Here is a 17,553-nt window from a genome sequence, read left to right as displayed (position 1 = left end):
AATCTGTGGAGCTACCTTAGGGATTCGCTGCGCTCAGGGACAATCAACGCTTTTGATAGTGGTCATTGATCACAGTGAGGACTGTATCAGTCGACAACCTGGTCGAGCATGTGCACCACTTCACGCTCATTGAGCAGGCCCTTGTGCACGAGACTCTCCGCCAGCAGCGAAAGAAACTTGGCGCAGCGGTGGCCTTCCAGGTGTTTCAGTTCAGTCAGCGCGCTGTACACCTTGCTTGAAGTGCACAGGCCGACGATGCGGTGCGGATTCTGTGTAGGCATGGGTCGTCCTTGTTTTTATCAACCTGTTGTTTACGGACGGATTCAGATTGCGGTTCCGTCATGACAAATGGATGACCGTTTTGTGTTTTGCCCCCGACGGTCAAGTCCATCATGCCGACTTTAGCTGCCGGGACTGTCCTCACAGCGACCTTGGCGAGATTTTTTCAGACTTTGCCCGACCGACGGTCATAAAAAAGCCCCGCTATAAAGCGGGGCTCGTTGTTCGTGATTACCAGCGCGGGCCACCGTAGTAGCCGTGTGGCCGGCCGTAGTAGCCGCGTGGTGGGCCATAGTAGACCGGGCCAGGCACGTAAACAGGTTGTTGCACGTAGACCGGGGCCGGCTGGTAGTAGACCGGTGGCGGCGGTTGTTGCACATAAACCGGTGCCGGTTGAGCGTAAACAGGCTGTTGCACGTAGACCGGCCGGTCCTGGTTGATCAAAGCGGAGCCGATGATGGCCGAGCCGACGATCGCACCAAACACTGCCGGACCCTGCCAGCCACCGCCGTGGGCTTCTGCCTGACCTGTGATAGCGAATGCACCAATCAACAAGGCCACGATGGGGAGTTTACGAATCATGATAATTCCTCGGTTCTTCGACCCGGCGTCCGGGCCTGCACCAGGCCCAAAGTTGTCGCGGGGATACTTCTATGACAGCGAAATTCTGAAAATCAGCACAGCCGCTGGGTAAATTTTGTGTAAGGTCTGTACCGGCTTCTTTACCGGTTGGTCAAAGGGGCTCGCAGCCCGTTGCAGACAGGCGCTTATGATCGTCCAGAACCCGATGGAATGGCTAACTCCGTCCATCCGAAAGTCCGTTTTGAAGGAGAAGTTTCATGCAGATGAATCCCAACAAAGACACCCAGCTGTGTATGTCCCTGTCCGGGCGCCCGGGGAATTTCGGTCTGCGCTTTCATAACCATTTGTACGAGCAGTTGGGCCTGAACTTCTATTACAAGGCGTTCAGCAGCCAGGATCTGCCGGGAGCCGTCGGCGGCATTCGTGCGCTGGGGATTCGTGGTTGTGGCGTGTCGATGCCGTTCAAGGAAGCGTGCATCGCACTGGTCGATGAGCTGGATGCGTCGGCAGCCGCGATCCAGTCGATCAACACCATCGTCAACACCCACGGCCATCTCAAGGCCTACAACACCGATTACATCGCCATCGCGCAATTGCTGGAAACCCACGCGGTACCGCAAGACACGACGTTCGCCCTGCGCGGCAGCGGCGGCATGGCCAAAGCAGTGGCCAGTGCCTTGCGCGATGGTGGCTACAAGAACGGCTTGATCGTTGCGCGTAACGAGCGCGCCGGGCGCGCATTGGCCGATTCGCTGGGCTATCGCTGGCAGGCGGAGCTCGGCGAAGAGCGACCGCAGATGCTGATCAATGTCACCCCGGTGGGAATGGACGGCGGGCCGGAAGCCGGGCAACTGGCGTTCGAGCCTGAAGTGATCCAGGCGGCCGGGACCGTTTTCGATGTGGTGGCGATTCCGTCGGAAACTCCGCTGATCGTGCGGGGGCGTGCCGAGGGTAAGAAGGTGATTACCGGGCTGGAGGTGATTGCGATCCAGGCGCTGGAGCAATTTGTGCTGTACACGGGCGTGCGGCCGAATGAAGCGCAGTTTGCGGCGGCGGTGGCGTTTGCCCGGAGCTGATGAGTTGTGCTGGCTGGGCGGGCCTCTTCGCGAGCAGGCTCGCTCCTACAGTTGAATTTTTGTCATGCACAGATTGTGTGTTCGCTGTAGATCCTCTGTGGGAGCGAGCCTGCTCGCGAAGGATGCACCACGGTCTCAAGCCAGACATCCATGCCTATACTGCCTCCCCAGCCAGCCCAGACTTGCCACCCACGAAAACCGTGACCGAGGCCCGCCATGCACCCACCCATTCTCAACCTGCATCAGGTCGAACTCGAACCCTTGCCCGAAGCCCTGGCCCCGGAAGGCGAAACCGCCGGGCGTTATCAGCAGCGCATGGCGCGGGTAGGCCAGCAACTCGGCGCGCAAAAACTCGGTTATCGCCTGTACGCATTACCGCCGGGCATGCGCGGCAGTCCGTTTCACAGTCATCGGGTCAATGAAGAGATGTTCTATGTGGTGGCCGGGGAGGGCGAAGTGCGGCTGGGGGCTGAACGCTTTCCGATCCGCACGGGCGACGTGATTGCCTGCCCGCCGGGCGGCCCGGAAACGGCGCATCAGATCATCAACACCAGCGACGCGGAGCTGCGTTATCTGGCGGTCAGCACCCAGCAGCAACCGGATATCTGTGAATACCCTGACTCCAACAAATACGCGGTGATGGACAACTTCAAAGTCGATGCCCAGGGCAATGCGTCAGGCTTTGTTGCCGTGGCGCGACAGGCCGACCGGGTGGATTACTGGGAGGGTGAATAACCCGTAGATCTCATGTAGGAGTGAGCCTGCTCGCGATGGCGGCCCGTCAGGCAATGAGTTTTTGAATGAACCGGCGCAATCGCGAGCAGGCTCACTCCTACAAGGTATTGTGGTGATTATTCGAGGCGCGCCAGGCGCTCTTCCAGTGCGGCAATCCGCGCTTCCAGCTCTTCGATGCGCTCAACTGACACACCGCTATTCGAGCGCTCGGCTGGATTGTGCCGCGCTGCCAGAATCGCCTCGATGTCTGCCGGATCGCCCAGCGCATGGGTGTAGCGGTCTTCGCGCTGCCCGGCCTGACGCGGAATCAACACTGCCAGACCGCGCGCGATCAGGCGCTCGAGCTGATGCACCACCTGCTCGGCATCTTCGAAATCGTGCATGCGCCCGCTGCGGGTCAGCAGCTCATTCACTGTCTGCGGGCCACGCAGGAACATCAAACCGGTGAGAATCACCTGGGCCGGCACCAGTTCCAGAGCCTTGTCGAGCTTGTGCTCCCAGCGGTCGGCGCGACTGCCCATGACCAGTTTGGCGTAACCGTGGCTTTCCAGCGCGCGCAGGCTCTGGCCGACCTGGCCTTGAGTCAGGTTCATCACTGGCTCGCGGCTGGTTTTCTGATTGCAGGCCAGCACCAGCGCATTAAGGGTCAGCGGATAGGTTTCCGGGCTGGTGGCCTGTTTTTCGATCAACGCACCCAGAATGCGGATTTCCGTGGCGTTGAGCCGTGGTTCGTCGGTGGTGGTTGCAAGTTCGGTGGTCATCGCGCGTTCCCTCTGCAGTCGAAGGCGCCTAGCCTAATCCTTGGCTAACAAAAGGCAAGCCGTGTGGTCATCAAGCATGGCTATAATCGCCTCCACGTTCCACCCAGCCACCACACGAGACTGCCATGACCATTTCCCTGTACGCCGCATCCGTCCCGGTTTTTCAACAAATGCTCAACGCCCTGAGCGATGTCCTGAAAAAGGCTGAAGCCCACGCCACCGAAAAAAACATCGACCCGAACGCTTTCCTGCAAGCGCGCCTGTACCCGGACATGTTCCCGCTGGTGCGTCAGGTGCAGATCGCCGTCGACTTCGCCAAGGGCGTGTCCTCGCGTCTGGCCGAAGTCGAAATCCCGAAATATGACGACACCGAAACCACCTTCGCCGAGCTGCAGGCGCTGATCGCCAAGGTCCTGGCCTACATCGGCGAGATCAAGCCGGAGCAGATCAACGGCAAGGAAGGTATCGAGATCGTGACTCGTCCGGGCACCCCGAAAGAGAAGCGCTTCAGCGGCCAGGCTTACCTGCTGAGCTACGGTCTGCCGCAGTTCTTCTTCCACGTCACCACCACCTACGCGCTGCTGCGTCACAATGGTGTTGAAGTGGGTAAACGCGATTACATGGGCGCGTACTAAAACACCCAGCTACAAAAAAGCCCGCCAAGGTTTGCGCCTTGGCGGGCTTTTGTTTTTTGTAGGGGTTATGCGGTGCGCTGGGCTTTCGCTTCTTCACCCAGGCAAGCCGCTGCGGTGAACAGCACATCAGTGGACGAATTCAGCGCAGTCTCCGCCGAATCCTGTAGCACACCAATGATGAAACCGACGGCCACCACCTGCATGGCAATCTCGCTCGGGATGCCGAACAGGCTGCACGCCAGCGGGATCAGCAGCAGCGAACCGCCGGCCACGCCGGAGGCGCCACAGGCGCAGATCGCAGCGACGACGCTGAGCAGGATCGCGGTCGGGATGTCCACGGCAATCCCCAGCGTGTGCACGGCGGCCAGGGTCAGTACGGTGATGGTGATCGCTGCGCCGGCCATGTTGATGGTTGCGCCCAATGGGATCGATACCGAGTAGGTGTCTTCGTGCAGGCCCAGGCGTTTACTCAGTTCCAGGTTGACCGGAATGTTCGCCGCCGAGCTGCGGGTGAAGAACGCGGTGATGCCGCTTTCGCGCAGGCACTTGAGGGTCAGCGGATACGGGTTGCGACGCAGTTTCCAGAACACGATCAGCGGGTTCATCACCAGCGCCACGAACAGCATGCAGCCCAGCAGCACGCCCAGCAGATGCGCGTAACCGATCAGTGCGCCGAAGCCCGAGGTCGCGAGCGTCGAGGCCACCAGACCGAAAATGCCCAGCGGGGCGAAGCGAATCACCACGCGCACGATCAGCGTCACGCCGTTGGACAGGTCGCCGAGCACTTCGCGGGTGGTGTCACCGGCGTGGCGAATGGCGACGCCCATGCCGATCGCCCAGGCCAGGATGCCGATAAAGTTGGCGTTCATCAGGGCGCTGACCGGGTTGTCGACCACGCTCAACAGCAGGCTCTGCAGGACTTCAGTGATCCCGCCCGGCGCGGTCACCGCGACGTTCTCGGTGGACAGCACCAGATGCGAGGGAAACGCCATGCTCGCGACAACCGCGACCACCGCCGCAGCAAAGGTGCCGAGCAGGTACAGAAACAGAATCGGCCGGATGTGGGTTTCCTGACCGTGCTTGTGGTTGGCAATCGATGCCATCACCAGCACGAACACCAGAATCGGTGCCACGGCCTTCAGCGCCGAGACGAACACTTTGCCGATGAACGCGGAGCCTTTCGCCGCTTCCGGAGCGAACAGCGCCAGCGCAATACCGGCAATCAGGCCGATCAGGATCTGCGTGACCAGGCTGAGGTTTTTCAGGCGTTGCAATAGAGAAGGGGGTGAAGCGGTCATAACGGCATCTCTGATTTTTTATAGGGTGCAAGGTTGCGTGAAACCGGTGATACATCGGGGGCAGGTCACCGGCACGAACCGAAAAGGCTGACGCGCCATCAACGCTGTTAAACAGGCCGCTGAATAGGGTGTACGTTTTTCAGGGCGCGGACTTTATCACAGCGTAGGCGTTATCCTTCAGGCCTGTGACGATCTGCCACCGGATAGATCGGCAAGTCGGCAGGTTTGTGCAAGTCAGCCCGGAAACACTCTGTTAAGATTCGCCATCCTCATTTTCATAGTCTGCCAGCGGGCCTTTCGGTCATCGCTGGTGTCGTCGTTTTGCTGGAGTTGCTCATGCTGTTGCCCATTCTTCTGTTGTCCGCCGCCGGTTTCACGGTGCTGACCACAGAATTCGTCATCGTCGGCCTGTTGCCGGCCATTGCCCGTGACCTGGCAGTAACCATTCCGCAGGCGGGTTTGCTGGTGACTCTATTCGCTTTCACGGTGGCGATGTTCGGTCCATTTTTGACCGCGTATTTCGCCCGGTTCGAGCGGCGCAAGCTGTTCATCACCATTCTGATCATGTTCGGCCTGGCCAACACCGTTGCGGCGCTGGCGCCGAACATCTGGGTCATGGCCATCGCCCGGTTGATCCCGGCGCTCGGCCTGCCGGTGTTCTGGGCCTTGGCCAGTGAGACCGCAGTCGACATCGTCGGCCCGGATCACGCTGGCCGCGCGATCGCCAAGATCGGCTTCGGTATCGTCTGCGCGACGGTGTTCGGCATTCCGGTGGGCACGTTGATTTCCGATGCGTTCGGCTGGCGCAGTGCGTTCGCGATTCTGGCGGTGATCGCTTTCGCCAAGGCCTTGCTGCTGTTTGTTTACCTGCCGAAAACCAGTCTGCACCAGCATCAGGTCAGTTTCGCCTCGCAGTTCAAAATCTTGCGCAACCCGCTGATGATCGGTCATGTCGTATTGTCGATCCTGGTGTTCAGCGGCATGTTCACCGCTTACACCTATCTGGCCGACATTCTTGAGCGTCTGGCCGGGTTCAATGGCACGGTGGTTGGCTGGTGCCTGATGGGCTTCGGTGCGGTCGGGCTGATCGGCAACTCGCTGGGCGGCCGTGCGGTGGATCGTCATCCGCTGGGCGCCTCGGTGCTGTTCTGCGCGTTCATGATTGCCGGCATGGTCTCGCTGGTGCCGAACATTCACTCGACGGTGGGGCTGGCGGTGGCCATGGGCATCTGGGGTATCACCCAGGCTGCACTGTTTCTGGTCAGCCATGTACGGCTGATGAAAGCCGCACCAGAAGCGCCAGCCTTCGCCGCCTCGCTGAATATCGCCGGGGCCAACCTCGGGATCGGCCTCGGTGCGATGATCGGCGGACGGGTGATCGACAGTGCCGGCCTCGGCTTTCTGGGGTTCGCCGCTGCCGGTTTCATTCTGTTGTCGGTGTTCCTTGCCATGGTGTTGATGACGCTCAAGCCGCGCGAAGCGTGCGCCCAGGCGTCATAACGCGGTAAACAGCTCGCGTCGGGCACCTTCGGTAATCGCAACGATGCCGGGGTGCTTGACCTTGCGCTCTACCGAAATGGCATAGAACGACTCGGTCACCGCGTCGGTCTGGCCAATCACTTCGACGCCGTACTGGCGTTTGACTTCATCGGCAATCACGCTCGGGCCGATGAAAATCCCGCTGCCCGATTGGCCGAAGGCCTGCATCAGGGCGCTGTCATCGAACTCCCCGACGATCCGCGGCTGGATCTGCTGCTCGGCGAACCAGCGTTGCAAACGGCTGCGCACCACGGTTTCGGCCCCGGGAATCAACAGCGGTGCACCGTTGAGGCTGCGCGGAAAATCCTGCCCGTATTGCGCCGCCAACTGCGCGGTGGCGAAGAAACTGATCCCGCATTCGCCGAGCTTCTGGCTGTAGCCCTTGATGTCGAGGTGCGACGGCATCGGGCTGTCGGATATCACCAGGTCCAGGCGCTGGATCGCCAGATCCGCCAGCAGGCGTTCGAGTTTGTCTTCGCGGCAGGTGATGCGCAGTGGCTCGTGCAGCTCCATGGTCGGCGCGATCAGGCGGTAGACGATGGATTTGGGCACCACATCTGCCACGCCGACGCGGAACAGGATCTGCTGCTCGTTGGGCTGGGCACGCAGCATCAGCTCCAGTTCACCGCCCAACTGAAACATCTGTTCGGCGAAGGGCAGGGCCTGGCGCCCGGCTTCGGTCAGCTCCAGCTGGCGGCCGACCCGTTGAAACAGTTCGATGCCGTAGGTTTGTTCGAGCAGGGAAATCTGCCCGCTGATGGTTTGTGGCGTGAGATTAAGTTGCTCGCAGGCACGCACGATGCTGCCGGTCTTGGCGACCACCCAGAAATAATGCAGCTGTCGGTAATTCAGCACTCTACGCCTCCCCCTGTAGGAGCTGCCGCAGGCTGCGATCTTTTGATCTTTCTTTAAAGAAACAAAAGATCGCAGCCTGCGGCAGCTCCTGCATTGATTGTTATAGTTCGTTAACTCCGAAGTATAACCGCTAAAAATACGAATTTTCCTGAAGTGTTTGTCTCCCTAGAATGCCCAGCCATCGACGTGTGGTCTGCGACCCTGTCTGTTCATTCGAAGGAAGTCCCATGAAATACACAATTCCAGCACTGATGTTTACGTCTTTACTGCTTATGGCCGGTTGCGATCAGGCCGAGAAGAGCGCCCAGCAGTTGATGGGCAAGGCCGCCGAGAGCGCCAAACAGGCAATCGACGATACGCATAAAGCCGCTGAACAAGCGCTCAGCGACGCCACCGGCGGCCTGATCGAGAAAAAAGAAACACCGGAAAAAGACGCGGAAAAATCCGAATCTTCCTCCAAGACCATCTAAACCGTCTTACACAGAGTCAGGACTGACCCATGGAATATCTGTTAGAACTCGCCGCCAGCCCCGCCGCCTGGGTTGCTTTGGCCACACTGGTGGTGATGGAGATCGTGCTCGGCATCGATAACCTGATCTTTATTTCGATCCTGACCAACAAGCTGCCTGTGCAGCATCGGCAGAAGGCGCGGCGCATCGGTATCGGCATGGCGCTGATTCTGCGTCTGGCTCTGTTGAGCACCATCGCCTTCATCGTGCAGTTGACTGCCCCGGTGTTCGAAATCATGGGCCAGGCGTTCTCCTGGAAGGACATGATCCTGATTGCCGGTGGCCTGTTCCTGGTGTGGAAAGCCACGACCGAGATCCATCACAGCATGGACCCGGCGCCGGAAGACCCGAAAACCGCGACATCGACCGTGACCCTGGGCTTCGCTGCCGCGATTGGTCAGATCCTGATGCTGGACATGGTGTTCTCGATCGACAGCATCATTACCGCGGTGGGTATGACTGAGCACTTGCCGATCATGGTGATCGCGGTGGTGGTCTCGGTGATGGTGATGCTGTTTGCGGCTGAGCCTTTGGCCAAGTTTATCAACGACAACCCGACGGTGGTGATGCTGGCGCTGGGCTTCCTGATCATGATCGGCATGACGCTGATCGCCGAAGGCTTCGGCGCCCACGTACCGAAAGGGTATGTGTATGCGGCCATGGCATTCTCGGCAGCGATTGAAGTGCTGAACATGCTGTCGCGCCGGGCGAAGCAGAAGAAGCTGGCACAGCAGGCGTAAGCGCTGACCAGCCAAAAGCCCCCTGAGCGCCAAGCGTTCAGGGGGCTTTTTTATGGGCGGAACGTTTGCAGTATCAATGTGCGGTCGCGTGCCGTGGGTTGTGCTTTTGCGGTTTTTCGACCGCCACAGGGGGCAGCGTGTGATGGTGGCGCCGCGAAATTCGCAGCACGCCCCAAAGCATGGCGCTGGCAACTGCCAGCCAGCCGGCGATCAGCATTACGATAGTCATGGTCAGGCTCATCAGTGCCTCCTCTTTGCCCTGCGTCGGGCACTCACTTTTTCAATTCGCTCTGTTTCAGTGACAGTCTAGACAATGGGGTGTTTCAGACTATTGACCAAAGGTCGGTGATGACCAATCAGTTCGCTCTATGCAAACGATCGGTCTGCGGTTTAAGGCTATACCGTAGGCGTGCACCGCCCTATGATCGCAGGCGTTGCCGGAACACGATGACCGGCGTCTGACGAGAGTGACGATGGTGCAGGTATTTTCTCGATTGCGAGGGGCATTGCTGTTGGCCGGTTGTGCGGCCGTGTTGGCAGGGTGTGCGGGCAGTGTGGCGCCGCAGGTCAAGCGCCTGCCGGAGCGGGTCGAGCTCAGCGGCACGTTCTATCGCGGCGAAGCTAATCAAAGTGGTCCGCAAGTGCTGGCCAGCCTGTTGTCGCAGCAGGGCATCATGATCACGCCGGGCCTGCTGGAAAAACCGTTGCATCTGCCGGGGGCACAGGACCAGTTGCAACAGAATCTGCAGAACCTGGCCCGGGATTACGGCATGGTGGTTTATCCGCTGGACCAGAACCTGCCCGCCTTGTTGACCCAGGTGGCGGCCGGTTATCCGGTAATGGTGCGCTTCAGTGAAGGCTCGGCGTTCTGGGCTGAACCGCGTTACGCGATCCTTTCTGGTTACGACCGGCTGAAACAGAAGGTGCTGTTGCGCGCCGGGATGAATCGCCGAGAACTGATGAGCTTCAGTTCCTTTGAATCGGCCTTCGAAAAATCCGGCGGCTGGGCGGTACTGATCCAGAAACCGTCGCAGATTCCCGCCGAAGTCGACCGCCAGCGCTGGCTCAAGGCCGCGGATGAGCTGGCGCAGGCCGGCCAGGAACGTGAAGCGGCGCAAGCCAAAAAGGCTTTGGCCGCACATTAATCTTCCGTTCGTCATCTGCCGGGCACCCTCACGCCCGGCAGGCCTCTCACTGATAGAGCCCGAATGTGCGGGTGATTCAGGAGGCGAGCATGGCAGATTCCCCATCCCCGAAAGGCCCACACTCAAGCGAGCATTCTTCCGGTCATGATCTGGGGTTCGATCCGGATTCGCCGGACCTCGACGATCCGCAGGTTGACCCCGTCGGCCCGGCCAAGGCGCCGAAAGACGTGGAGCCCGGCGAAGACAGTAAACGTCCGGCCAAGCCTTACGATCCTTTGGCTGACCTGAAACCCTGAAGTGAGGTGCGTATGAGTACCGATTCCAGCTTCGACGATAAAAAACCGGACAGCGTGCCGACCACGCCTGAGGACGACGTGGATCCTGTGCTGGATCCGGACAGTCCGCTGCGGGATCCGTTGGCGCGGCCCAATGTGCTGACGCCAGATCCGGGCGCAGGCGACGGCATCCCGGATGACGACAAAATGCCGCTACCCAATGATTGAATAAAGGCTATTTAACGACTGGCTGAATACCCCTGTGGCGAGGGAGCTTGCTCCCGCTGGACTGCGCAGCAGGCCTTCTCTTGTTAAAAAAGAAGGTCCGCTACGCGCCCCGGCGGGAACAAGCTCCCTCGCCACAGTTGGGTTTTTCCGGTTACTTGGAGGCTTCGACCACGCCGCTTTGGCGACTCTTGAGGTTTTTCTCGGCCTTGTATTGCTGTGCTACTGCCGGAACGCTGGCGCTACGGCCAGTTTCCACCCAACTGCGAATACGGCTGGCATCGGCAAAATGCGTGTACTTGCCAAACGCGTCGAGAATTACCAGCGCAACCGGACGGTTGCCCATTCGTGTGACCAGTACCAGACAGTGCCCAGCCGGATTGGTAAAGCCGGTTTTGGTGATCTTGATGTCCCAGTCAGCCTTGTTCACCAGGTGATCGGTGTTGCGGAAACCCAGGGTGTAATTGGGTTTGCGGAACGCTACGGTTTTTTCCTTGGTGGTGGTCAGCTCGCTGAGGATCGGATGCTTGCTCGCGGCGACCAGCAATTTGCTCAAGTCGCGGGCTGTGGACACGTTGCGTTCAGACAGCCCGGTCGGCTCGACATAGTGCGTGTTGGTCATGCCCAGCGCCTTGGCCTTGGCGTTCATTGCGGCGATGAACGCGGCGTAACCGCCTGGATAGTGATGCGCGAGGCTGGCGGCCGCGCGGTTTTCCGAGGACATCAGGGCAATCAGCAGCATCTCGCGGCGCGGCAGTTCGCTCTTGAGTTTGACTCGGGAGAACACGCCTTTCATTTCCGGCGTATGGCTGATGTCGACGTCGATCCATTCGTCCATGTTCTGGTGCGCTTCAACCACCACCAGTCCGGTCATCAATTTGCTCACCGAGGCGATCGGTACGATCACATCCGGGTTGCTCGAATAGATGACTTTATTGGTCTGCAAATCCATAAGCAGGGCGCTGCCGGAGGCGATCTTCAGTTGCGAAGCGTCGCGTGGCGCGGCGGTGGTTTCAGCGGCGTTGACGGTTGGCGTGATGAACGTGCCTGAAAAAGCAAAAACCAGGCTCAGGATCGAAAGACGAATTTTCACGCGGGCGAACTCATAAAGGTTGGATATTCCGTTAGTTTGTAACGGGTTATTTCTTCAAAGCGTCGCATTCTAGGAGTATGGCTGAAGATCTGTCGATGGTTGTTTGAATGACCTGAAAATCTCGTGAAAAGGCCTGTAAAAAGAGGGGTTTCCGGCGAACGGTTAGTGTTTTTTCTCAGATACGAAAAACCCCGCACAAGGCGGGGTTCTTTTCTTGCTGAAATTACGCCTCAGGCGTGCAGGGTTTCTGCCGCGTAGAGAGTGTTTTCCAGCAGGCAGGCGCGGGTCATCGGGCCAACGCCGCCCGGCACCGGAGTGATCCAGCCGGCACGGGGCAGGGCGGTTTCGTACACCACGTCACCGACCAGCTTGCCGTCGTCCTGACGGTTGATGCCGACGTCGATCACGATTGCGCCTTCCTTGATCCACTCGCCCTTGACCAGACCCGGCTTGCCGGCGGCGACCACCACCAGATCAGCGCGACCGACGTGGCCGGCCAGATCCTTGGTGAAGCGATGGGTGACGGTCACCGTGCAACCGGCCAGCAACAGTTCCATTGCCATCGGGCGACCGACGATGTTGGAGGCGCCAACCACCACCGCATCGAGACCATAAAGGTCAACACCGGTGCTTTCCAGCAAGGTCATGATGCCTTTTGGGGTGCACGGACGCAGCAGCGGAATGCGCTGGGCCAGGCGGCCGACGTTATAAGGATGAAAGCCGTCGACGTCTTTGTCCGGGCGAATGCGCTCCAGCAGTTTGGAGGCATCCAGGTGCGCGGGCAGCGGCAGTTGCAGCAGCACGCCGTCGATGGCCGGGTCGTCGTTGAGGCGATCGATCAGATCGGTCAGCGCTTCTTGAGTGGTTTCGGAAGGCAGGTCGTAGGCTTGAGAGAGGAAGCCAACCTCTTCACAGTCTTTACGCTTGTGCGAGACATAAACCTGAGAGGCAGGATCGCTGCCGACCAGGATCACCGCGAGGCCGGGAGTGCGCAGGCCTTGCTGGCGACGCTCGGCAACTCGTTGGGCGATCTGCTGGCGCAGGCTGGCGGCGATCGATTTGCCGTCGATTAGTTGTGCAGTCATTGCGCGTGATTAACCATCGAGAGGGGAAAAAAAGAGAACGCATTCTCGCATGTCAGGCGGTGAGGGCAAAGGCGCTTGGTCAGCAAATTCCCCTAACTCCTTTAATTAAATGAATTTTTTTCAAAAAAGATTTGACGACCTTAAGGTCGCTCTATACTATTCGTCGCACTTGTCGGGCACAGCCTAGCACTGGTTAAGAAGGTCGAGCGGAATTACGGTTCTGTGAGACTGGAAAGCACTTAGTTTGTAGTCCTCCAAGGGTACAGATTAACAAGGCGCCCGTAGCTCAGCTGGATAGAGCATCCGCCTTCTAAGCGGATGGTCGCAGGTTCGAGTCCTGCCGGGTGCGCCATTAGGCAGCTTTGGCACAAGTAACGCGATATGGTGGGCGTAGCTCAGTTGGTAGAGCACGGGATTGTGACTCCCGTTGTCGTGGGTTCGATCCCCATCGTCCACCCCATATTTCGAAAGGCGCCAGATGTAACAGTCTGGCGCCTTTGCTTTAAAAGCTTCATCTGCGGATGTGGTGGAATTGGTAGACACACTGGATTTAGGTTCCAGCGCCGCGAGGCGTAAGAGTTCGAGTCTCTTCATCCGCACCAATTAAAGCTTCATTCATGCCGCAGGCCTGATGAAGTTCAGCAAAGAAGTTGAATGGCTTTTTTGTGACGCAATATGGTGGGCGTAGCTCAGTTGGTAGAGCACGGGATTGTGACTCCCGTTGTCGTGGGTTCGATCCCCATCGTCCACCCCATATTTCGAAAGGCGCCAGATTTAACAGTCTGGCGCCTTTTTTGTTTTACGGCATGTGGTTTGTTGTGTCGGGTTTCGGGTCCAAGGGCAGGACATTCGTCGTGTTCACGGATTTGCATCCGTTGCGCCGACCACCGGCAATGTTCACGGGATCAGCCGTCAGGGAGATGGCTCGCGGTCTCTTCTATATATAGAAGCGGTTGAAACAGAGCCCTGGCGTGTTGGTCTTTATTCGTCTTCGGGGTGGAGTGCATTGCTGCATTCACACCTATAAATGGCCTGCTGTTTTTTTACCCGTTTCCAGTAGGGTGACTTCTTGAGTTTGACCCACTAGAATGCATGCCCTTGATTCTGGGGTCGGAAACGGCCGGCTAACGTCTGTGCAACGAGGAATATCCATGCAAGTTTCTGTTGAAAATACTACTGCTCTTGAGCGCCGCATGAGCGTCACCGTGCCGGCTGAGCGCATTGAGAGCCAGGTCAACAAGCGTCTGCAGCAGACTGCCCAAAAGGCCAAGATTGCTGGCTTCCGTCCAGGCAAAGTGCCAATGAGCGAAATCAAGCGCCGTTTCGGTGCTGACGCTCGTCAGGAAGCTGTTGGTGATGTCATCCAGTCCTCCTTCTACGAAGCTGTGGTTGAGCAGAAGCTGAACCCTGCCGGTTCGCCTTCGATCGAGCCAAAGTCGCTGGAAGCTGGCAAGGACCTGGAATACGTTGCCGTATTCGAAGTGTTCCCTGAGTTCACCGTTGCCGGTTTCGATGGCATCACTGTCGAGCGCCTGAGCGCTGACGTGGCTGACGCTGATCTGGACAAGATGCTGGACATCCTGCGCAAGCAGAACACCCGTTTTGAAGTGACCGACCGTGCCGCTCAGAACGAAGACCAGCTGAACATCGATTTCGTTGGCAAGGTTGACGGCGAAGTATTCGCTGGCGGTTCGGCCAAAGGCACTCAACTGGTGCTGGGTTCCGGTCGCATGATCCCGGGCTTCGAAGAAGGCCTGGTTGGCGCCAAAGCGGGCGAAGAGCGCGTTCTGAACCTGACCTTCCCAGAGGACTATCAGAACCTGGACCTGGCCGGCAAAACCGCTGAGTTCACCGTGACTGTAAACACCGTGTCCGAGCCTAAGCTGCCAGAGCTGAACGAAGAGTTCTTCGCTCAATTCGGCATCAAGGAAAGCGGCATCGACGGTTTCCGCACCGAAGTTCGCAAGAACATGGAGCGTGAGCTGCGTCAGGCCATCAAATCCAAGGTAAAAAATCAGGTAATGGACGGTCTGCTGGCCACCAACCCGATCGAAGTGCCTAAGGCTCTGCTGTCCAACGAAGTTGACCGTCTGCGCGTGCAGGCTGTTCAGCAGTTCGGCGGCAACATCAAGCCTGACCAACTGCCGGCCGAGCTGTTCGAAGAGCAAGCCAAGCGCCGTGTAGTGCTGGGTCTGATCGTGGCTGAAGTGGTCAAGCAGTTCGACCTGAAGCCTGACGAAGCCCGCGTTCGTGAAATGATTCAGGAAATGGCTTCGGCTTACCAGGAACCTGAGCAGGTCGTGTCCTGGTACTACAAGAACGAGCAGCAACTGAACGAAGTTCGTTCGGTTGTGCTGGAAGAACAAGTTGTGGATACTGTTCTGCAGAAAGCTAGCGTGACCGACAAATCGGTCTCTTACGAAGAAGCGGTCAAGCCGGTAGAAGCTCCAAAAGCCGACTGATTGTTTTTGCGTTAAGAAGTACACACATAAGCCAGCCTTCGAGCTGGCTTATGCGTATTCAAGACATAACTATTTGGGAGTGACTGCAGAGCATGTTCCGTAATTCGTATATTCAGCAGAACTCTGATATCCAGGCCGCCGGCGGCCTGGTCCCGATGGTTGTCGAGCAATCTGCTCGTGGCGAGCGCGCCTATGACATCTACTCGCGCCTTCTGAAGGAGCGCGTAATCTTTCTGGTGGGTCCTGTAGAGGACTACATGGCCAACCTGATCTGTGCGCAATTGCTGTTCCTTGAAGCGGAAAACCCGGACAAGGACATCCATCTCTATATCAACTCCCCGGGCGGTTCGGTGACAGCGGGCATGTCGATCTACGACACCATGCAGTTCATCAAGCCAAACGTATCGACGACCTGCATTGGTCAGGCGTGCAGCATGGGTGCATTCCTGCTGACGGCCGGTGCTCCAGGCAAGCGTTTCTGCCTGCCGAACTCGCGTGTGATGATTCACCAGCCACTGGGCGGTTTCCAGGGCCAGGCGTCGGATATCGAAATCCATGCCAAGGAAATCCTGTTCATTCGCGAGCGTCTGAACACGCTGATGGCCAAGCACAGCGGTCGTACGCTTGAAGAAATCGAGCGCGACACCAACCGCGACAACTTCATGAGTGCAGAAGCTGCGAAGGAATACGGTCTGATCGACGAAGTCATCAACCAGCGTCCTGCGTAAAATAAGCAGCTCAAAATAAGGTGGGTCGGCAGGTCCGACCACCAGCGGGCTTGAAAAAGCCCGCAATAGCCTTCATCTTGTGTTGCAAGCCTATCGGATTTGGATCGAACGAATGACTGACACCCGCAACGGCGAGGACAACGGCAAGCTGCTCTATTGCTCCTTCTGTGGCAAAAGCCAGCATGAAGTGCGCAAATTGATTGCCGGCCCCTCGGTCTTTATCTGCGACGAGTGCGTCGACCTGTGCAATGACATCATCCGCGAGGAGGTGCAGGAAGCACAGGCCGAAAGCAGCGCGCATAAATTGCCTTCGCCTAAAGAAATCAGCGGCATCCTTGACCAGTATGTAATCGGTCAGGAGCGTGCGAAAAAGGTTCTGGCCGTAGCGGTGTACAACCACTACAAGCGCCTGAATCAGCGTGACAAGAAGGCTGACGACGTCGAACTCGGCAAGAGCAACATCCTGCTGATCGGCCCGACAGGCTCCGGTAAAACCCTGCTGGCCGAAACACTGGCCCGCTTGCTGAACGTTCCGTTCACCATCGCCGACGCCACCACCCTCACCGAGGCTGGTTACGTGGGTGAAGATGTCGAGAACATCATTCAGAAGCTGCTGCAAAAGTGCGATTACGACGTGGAAAAGGCCCAGATGGGCATTGTCTACATCGACGAAATCGACAAGATTTCCCGCAAGTCCGACAACCCGTCGATCACCCGCGATGTTTCCGGTGAAGGCGTGCAGCAGGCCTTGCTCAAGTTGATCGAAGGCACGGTCGCTTCCGTTCCGCCGCAAGGTGGCCGCAAGCATCCGCAGCAGGAATTCCTGCAGGTCGACACCCGTAACATCCTGTTCATCTGCGGTGGTGCGTTCTCCGGTCTGGAAAAGGTTATTCAAAACCGTTCCACCAAGGGCGGCATCGGTTTCAACGCAGAAGTGCGCAGCAAGGAAGAAGGCAAGAAAGTCGGTGAATCCCTGCGTGAAGTCGAGCCTGACGATCTGGTCAAGTTCGGTCTGATCCCGGAATTCGTTGGTCGTCTGCCGGTCCTGGCGACGCTGGACGAGCTCGACGAGGCTGCGCTGATGCAGATCCTCACCGAGCCGAAAAATGCTCTGACCAAACAGTATGCCAAGCTGTTCGAGATGGAAGGCGTGGATCTGGAGTTCCGGACCGACGCACTGAAATCGGTCGCCAAGCGTGCCCTGGAACGTAAAACCGGTGCCCGTGGCCTGCGCTCGATTCTCGAAGGTGTGCTGCTCGACACGATGTACGAAATTCCCTCGCAGTCCGAGGTGAGCAAAGTCGTCATCGATGAAAGTGTGATCGAAGGCAAGTCCAAGCCACTGTATATCTACGAAAACAGTGAGCCGACGGCCAAGGCAGCGCCGGACGCGTAAGCGTCCACACTGCCGGAACAAAGAAGGGGCCTTCGGGCCTCTTTTTTTTATGTCGTTTTTTACATCCGCTTTGCGCTTGTTTTTTTTCAAGGCAGCCCCCATCTTGGCTTCAAGCTTAATTCCATCTGATTACGG

Annotated in this window: 20 protein-coding genes and 4 tRNA genes; 16 read left to right on the top strand and 8 right to left on the bottom strand. The window is 58.2% G+C overall.

The window, feature by feature from the left end:
• Positions 1–86: 86 nt before the first annotated feature.
• Both PMI25_RS15505 and PMI25_RS15500 read right to left on the bottom strand, forming a co-directional pair.
• A complete protein-coding gene (locus tag PMI25_RS15505) occupies positions 87–281 on the bottom strand; it encodes a hypothetical protein (protein ID WP_007965396.1) in 195 nt (64 codons plus the stop codon).
• Positions 282–510: 229 nt separating this feature from the next.
• A complete protein-coding gene (locus PMI25_RS15500) occupies positions 511–861 on the bottom strand; it encodes a hypothetical protein (protein WP_007965394.1) in 351 nt (116 codons plus the stop codon).
• 257 nt (positions 862–1,118) lie between these two features.
• Here PMI25_RS15500 and PMI25_RS15495 point away from each other — a divergent pair, with 257 nt between their 5' ends.
• Both PMI25_RS15495 and PMI25_RS15490 read left to right on the top strand, forming a co-directional pair.
• Positions 1,119–1,937 carry a shikimate 5-dehydrogenase gene (locus PMI25_RS15495; protein ID WP_007965392.1) on the top strand — a complete coding sequence of 273 codons (819 nt, stop codon included), beginning with the start codon at positions 1,119–1,121 and terminating at the stop codon, positions 1,935–1,937.
• Between the two features lie 216 nt (positions 1,938–2,153).
• Entirely contained in the window at positions 2,154–2,672 is a 519-nt protein-coding gene (locus PMI25_RS15490) for a cupin domain-containing protein (RefSeq protein ID WP_007965391.1), read from the top strand.
• 116 nt (positions 2,673–2,788) lie between these two features.
• Here the strand turns inward: PMI25_RS15490 and PMI25_RS15485 are convergent, their stop codons facing one another.
• The gene (locus PMI25_RS15485) at positions 2,789–3,433 is read right to left on the bottom strand and encodes a YceH family protein (protein WP_007965388.1); all 645 of its coding nucleotides are present in this window, start codon (positions 3,431–3,433) and stop codon (positions 2,789–2,791) included.
• 125 nt (positions 3,434–3,558) lie between these two features.
• Between PMI25_RS15485 and PMI25_RS15480 the strand changes: the two genes are divergently transcribed.
• Complete coding sequence (locus PMI25_RS15480) at positions 3,559–4,068, top strand: DUF1993 domain-containing protein (RefSeq protein ID WP_007965386.1); 510 nt, start codon at positions 3,559–3,561, stop codon at positions 4,066–4,068.
• Positions 4,069–4,133: 65 nt separating this feature from the next.
• Here PMI25_RS15480 and sstT read toward each other — a convergent pair whose 3' ends face one another.
• Positions 4,134–5,366, bottom strand: a complete 1,233-nt coding sequence (sstT, locus tag PMI25_RS15475) for a serine/threonine transporter SstT (protein WP_007965385.1) — start codon at positions 5,364–5,366, stop codon at positions 4,134–4,136.
• Between the two features lie 336 nt (positions 5,367–5,702).
• Between sstT and PMI25_RS15470 the strand changes: the two genes are divergently transcribed.
• Complete coding sequence (locus PMI25_RS15470; protein WP_007965383.1) at positions 5,703–6,866, top strand: MFS transporter; 1,164 nt, start codon at positions 5,703–5,705, stop codon at positions 6,864–6,866.
• On the opposite strand, the gene nhaR is transcribed toward PMI25_RS15470, so the two are convergent.
• On the bottom strand, positions 6,861–7,760 hold the full coding sequence (nhaR, locus tag PMI25_RS15465; RefSeq protein WP_007965381.1) for a transcriptional activator NhaR: 900 nt from the start codon (positions 7,758–7,760) through the stop codon (positions 6,861–6,863). The genes PMI25_RS15470 and nhaR overlap by 6 nt on opposite strands.
• 227 nt (positions 7,761–7,987) lie before the next feature.
• Here nhaR and PMI25_RS15460 point away from each other — a divergent pair, with 227 nt between their 5' ends.
• Both PMI25_RS15460 and PMI25_RS15455 read left to right on the top strand, forming a co-directional pair.
• Positions 7,988–8,230, top strand: a complete 243-nt coding sequence (locus PMI25_RS15460; RefSeq protein WP_007965379.1) for a hypothetical protein — start codon at positions 7,988–7,990, stop codon at positions 8,228–8,230.
• Positions 8,231–8,259: 29 nt separating this feature from the next.
• Complete coding sequence (locus PMI25_RS15455) at positions 8,260–9,009, top strand: TerC family protein (protein WP_007965377.1); 750 nt, start codon at positions 8,260–8,262, stop codon at positions 9,007–9,009.
• Positions 9,010–9,082: 73 nt separating this feature from the next.
• Here the strand turns inward: PMI25_RS15455 and PMI25_RS29495 are convergent, their stop codons facing one another.
• The gene (locus PMI25_RS29495; RefSeq protein ID WP_007965375.1) at positions 9,083–9,250 is read right to left on the bottom strand and encodes a hypothetical protein; all 168 of its coding nucleotides are present in this window, start codon (positions 9,248–9,250) and stop codon (positions 9,083–9,085) included.
• 232 nt (positions 9,251–9,482) lie between these two features.
• Here PMI25_RS29495 and PMI25_RS15450 point away from each other — a divergent pair, with 232 nt between their 5' ends.
• The 3 genes from PMI25_RS15450 (at position 9,483) to PMI25_RS15440 (ending at position 10,657) form a co-directional block, all read left to right on the top strand.
• Positions 9,483–10,154 carry a hypothetical protein gene (locus tag PMI25_RS15450; protein WP_007965373.1) on the top strand — a complete coding sequence of 224 codons (672 nt, stop codon included), beginning with the start codon at positions 9,483–9,485 and terminating at the stop codon, positions 10,152–10,154.
• Positions 10,155–10,243: 89 nt separating this feature from the next.
• A complete protein-coding gene (locus tag PMI25_RS15445) occupies positions 10,244–10,450 on the top strand; it encodes a DUF6021 family protein (RefSeq protein WP_007965370.1) in 207 nt (68 codons plus the stop codon).
• 12 nt (positions 10,451–10,462) lie between these two features.
• Positions 10,463–10,657, top strand: coding sequence for a hypothetical protein (locus PMI25_RS15440; protein WP_007965369.1), 195 nt, complete (start codon positions 10,463–10,465; stop codon positions 10,655–10,657).
• A 151-nt stretch (positions 10,658–10,808) separates the two neighbouring features.
• Here PMI25_RS15440 and pbpG read toward each other — a convergent pair whose 3' ends face one another.
• Both pbpG and folD read right to left on the bottom strand, forming a co-directional pair.
• Positions 10,809–11,747, bottom strand: coding sequence for a D-alanyl-D-alanine endopeptidase (gene pbpG, locus PMI25_RS15435; RefSeq protein ID WP_007965368.1), 939 nt, complete (start codon positions 11,745–11,747; stop codon positions 10,809–10,811).
• A gap of 230 nt (positions 11,748–11,977) precedes the next feature.
• Positions 11,978–12,832, bottom strand: a complete 855-nt coding sequence (folD, locus tag PMI25_RS15430) for a bifunctional methylenetetrahydrofolate dehydrogenase/methenyltetrahydrofolate cyclohydrolase FolD (protein ID WP_007965366.1) — start codon at positions 12,830–12,832, stop codon at positions 11,978–11,980.
• A gap of 275 nt (positions 12,833–13,107) precedes the next feature.
• Here folD and PMI25_RS15425 point away from each other — a divergent pair.
• The 7 genes from PMI25_RS15425 to clpX all read left to right on the top strand — a co-directional run bounded on the left by PMI25_RS15425 (position 13,108) and on the right by clpX (position 17,418).
• Positions 13,108–13,184: transfer RNA gene (locus PMI25_RS15425), tRNA-Arg, on the top strand.
• A 32-nt stretch (positions 13,185–13,216) separates the two neighbouring features.
• A tRNA-His gene (locus PMI25_RS15420) sits at positions 13,217–13,292 on the top strand.
• A 57-nt stretch (positions 13,293–13,349) separates the two neighbouring features.
• Positions 13,350–13,434: transfer RNA gene (locus PMI25_RS15415), tRNA-Leu, on the top strand.
• 76 nt (positions 13,435–13,510) lie between these two features.
• Positions 13,511–13,586: transfer RNA gene (locus tag PMI25_RS15410), tRNA-His, on the top strand.
• A 397-nt stretch (positions 13,587–13,983) separates the two neighbouring features.
• Positions 13,984–15,294, top strand: coding sequence for a trigger factor (gene tig, locus PMI25_RS15405; protein ID WP_007965363.1), 1,311 nt, complete (start codon positions 13,984–13,986; stop codon positions 15,292–15,294).
• Positions 15,295–15,386: 92 nt separating this feature from the next.
• On the top strand, positions 15,387–16,022 hold the full coding sequence (clpP, locus tag PMI25_RS15400; protein ID WP_007951559.1) for an ATP-dependent Clp endopeptidase proteolytic subunit ClpP: 636 nt from the start codon (positions 15,387–15,389) through the stop codon (positions 16,020–16,022).
• 112 nt (positions 16,023–16,134) lie between these two features.
• Positions 16,135–17,418 (top strand): ATP-dependent Clp protease ATP-binding subunit ClpX, encoded by a 1,284-nt coding sequence (gene clpX, locus PMI25_RS15395; protein WP_003223632.1) that lies wholly within the window; start codon positions 16,135–16,137, stop codon positions 17,416–17,418.
• Positions 17,419–17,553: the final 135 nt, after the last annotated feature.

The sequence above is a fragment of the Pseudomonas sp. GM30 genome (assembly GCF_000282275.2).
Classification (GTDB): domain Bacteria; phylum Pseudomonadota; class Gammaproteobacteria; order Pseudomonadales; family Pseudomonadaceae; genus Aquipseudomonas.
Note: the sequence above shows the minus strand (reverse complement) of the source record. Positions and strands in the feature narration are given on the sequence as shown.

Excerpts from the sequence above, each read along its gene's own strand:
- PMI25_RS15505 (WP_007965396.1), bottom strand. The coding sequence starts at position 281 with ATGCCTACACAGAATCCGCACCGCATCGTCGGCCTGTGCACTTCAAGC.
- PMI25_RS15500 (WP_007965394.1), bottom strand. The coding sequence starts at position 861 with ATGATTCGTAAACTCCCCATCGTGGCCTTGTTGATTGGTGCATTCGCT.
- PMI25_RS15495 (WP_007965392.1), top strand. The coding sequence starts at position 1,119 with ATGCAGATGAATCCCAACAAAGACACCCAGCTGTGTATGTCCCTGTCC.
- PMI25_RS15490 (WP_007965391.1), top strand. The coding sequence starts at position 2,154 with ATGCACCCACCCATTCTCAACCTGCATCAGGTCGAACTCGAACCCTTG.
- PMI25_RS15485 (WP_007965388.1), bottom strand. The coding sequence starts at position 3,433 with ATGACCACCGAACTTGCAACCACCACCGACGAACCACGGCTCAACGCC.
- PMI25_RS15480 (WP_007965386.1), top strand. The coding sequence starts at position 3,559 with ATGACCATTTCCCTGTACGCCGCATCCGTCCCGGTTTTTCAACAAATG.
- sstT (WP_007965385.1), bottom strand. The coding sequence starts at position 5,366 with ATGACCGCTTCACCCCCTTCTCTATTGCAACGCCTGAAAAACCTCAGC.
- PMI25_RS15470 (WP_007965383.1), top strand. The coding sequence starts at position 5,703 with ATGCTGTTGCCCATTCTTCTGTTGTCCGCCGCCGGTTTCACGGTGCTG.
- PMI25_RS15460 (WP_007965379.1), top strand. The coding sequence starts at position 7,988 with ATGAAATACACAATTCCAGCACTGATGTTTACGTCTTTACTGCTTATG.
- PMI25_RS15455 (WP_007965377.1), top strand. The coding sequence starts at position 8,260 with ATGGAATATCTGTTAGAACTCGCCGCCAGCCCCGCCGCCTGGGTTGCT.
- PMI25_RS29495 (WP_007965375.1), bottom strand. The coding sequence starts at position 9,250 with ATGAGCCTGACCATGACTATCGTAATGCTGATCGCCGGCTGGCTGGCA.
- PMI25_RS15450 (WP_007965373.1), top strand. The coding sequence starts at position 9,483 with ATGGTGCAGGTATTTTCTCGATTGCGAGGGGCATTGCTGTTGGCCGGT.
- PMI25_RS15445 (WP_007965370.1), top strand. The coding sequence starts at position 10,244 with ATGGCAGATTCCCCATCCCCGAAAGGCCCACACTCAAGCGAGCATTCT.
- PMI25_RS15440 (WP_007965369.1), top strand. The coding sequence starts at position 10,463 with ATGAGTACCGATTCCAGCTTCGACGATAAAAAACCGGACAGCGTGCCG.
- folD (WP_007965366.1), bottom strand. The coding sequence starts at position 12,832 with ATGACTGCACAACTAATCGACGGCAAATCGATCGCCGCCAGCCTGCGC.
- tig (WP_007965363.1), top strand. The coding sequence starts at position 13,984 with ATGCAAGTTTCTGTTGAAAATACTACTGCTCTTGAGCGCCGCATGAGC.
- clpP (WP_007951559.1), top strand. The coding sequence starts at position 15,387 with ATGTTCCGTAATTCGTATATTCAGCAGAACTCTGATATCCAGGCCGCC.
- clpX (WP_003223632.1), top strand. The coding sequence starts at position 16,135 with ATGACTGACACCCGCAACGGCGAGGACAACGGCAAGCTGCTCTATTGC.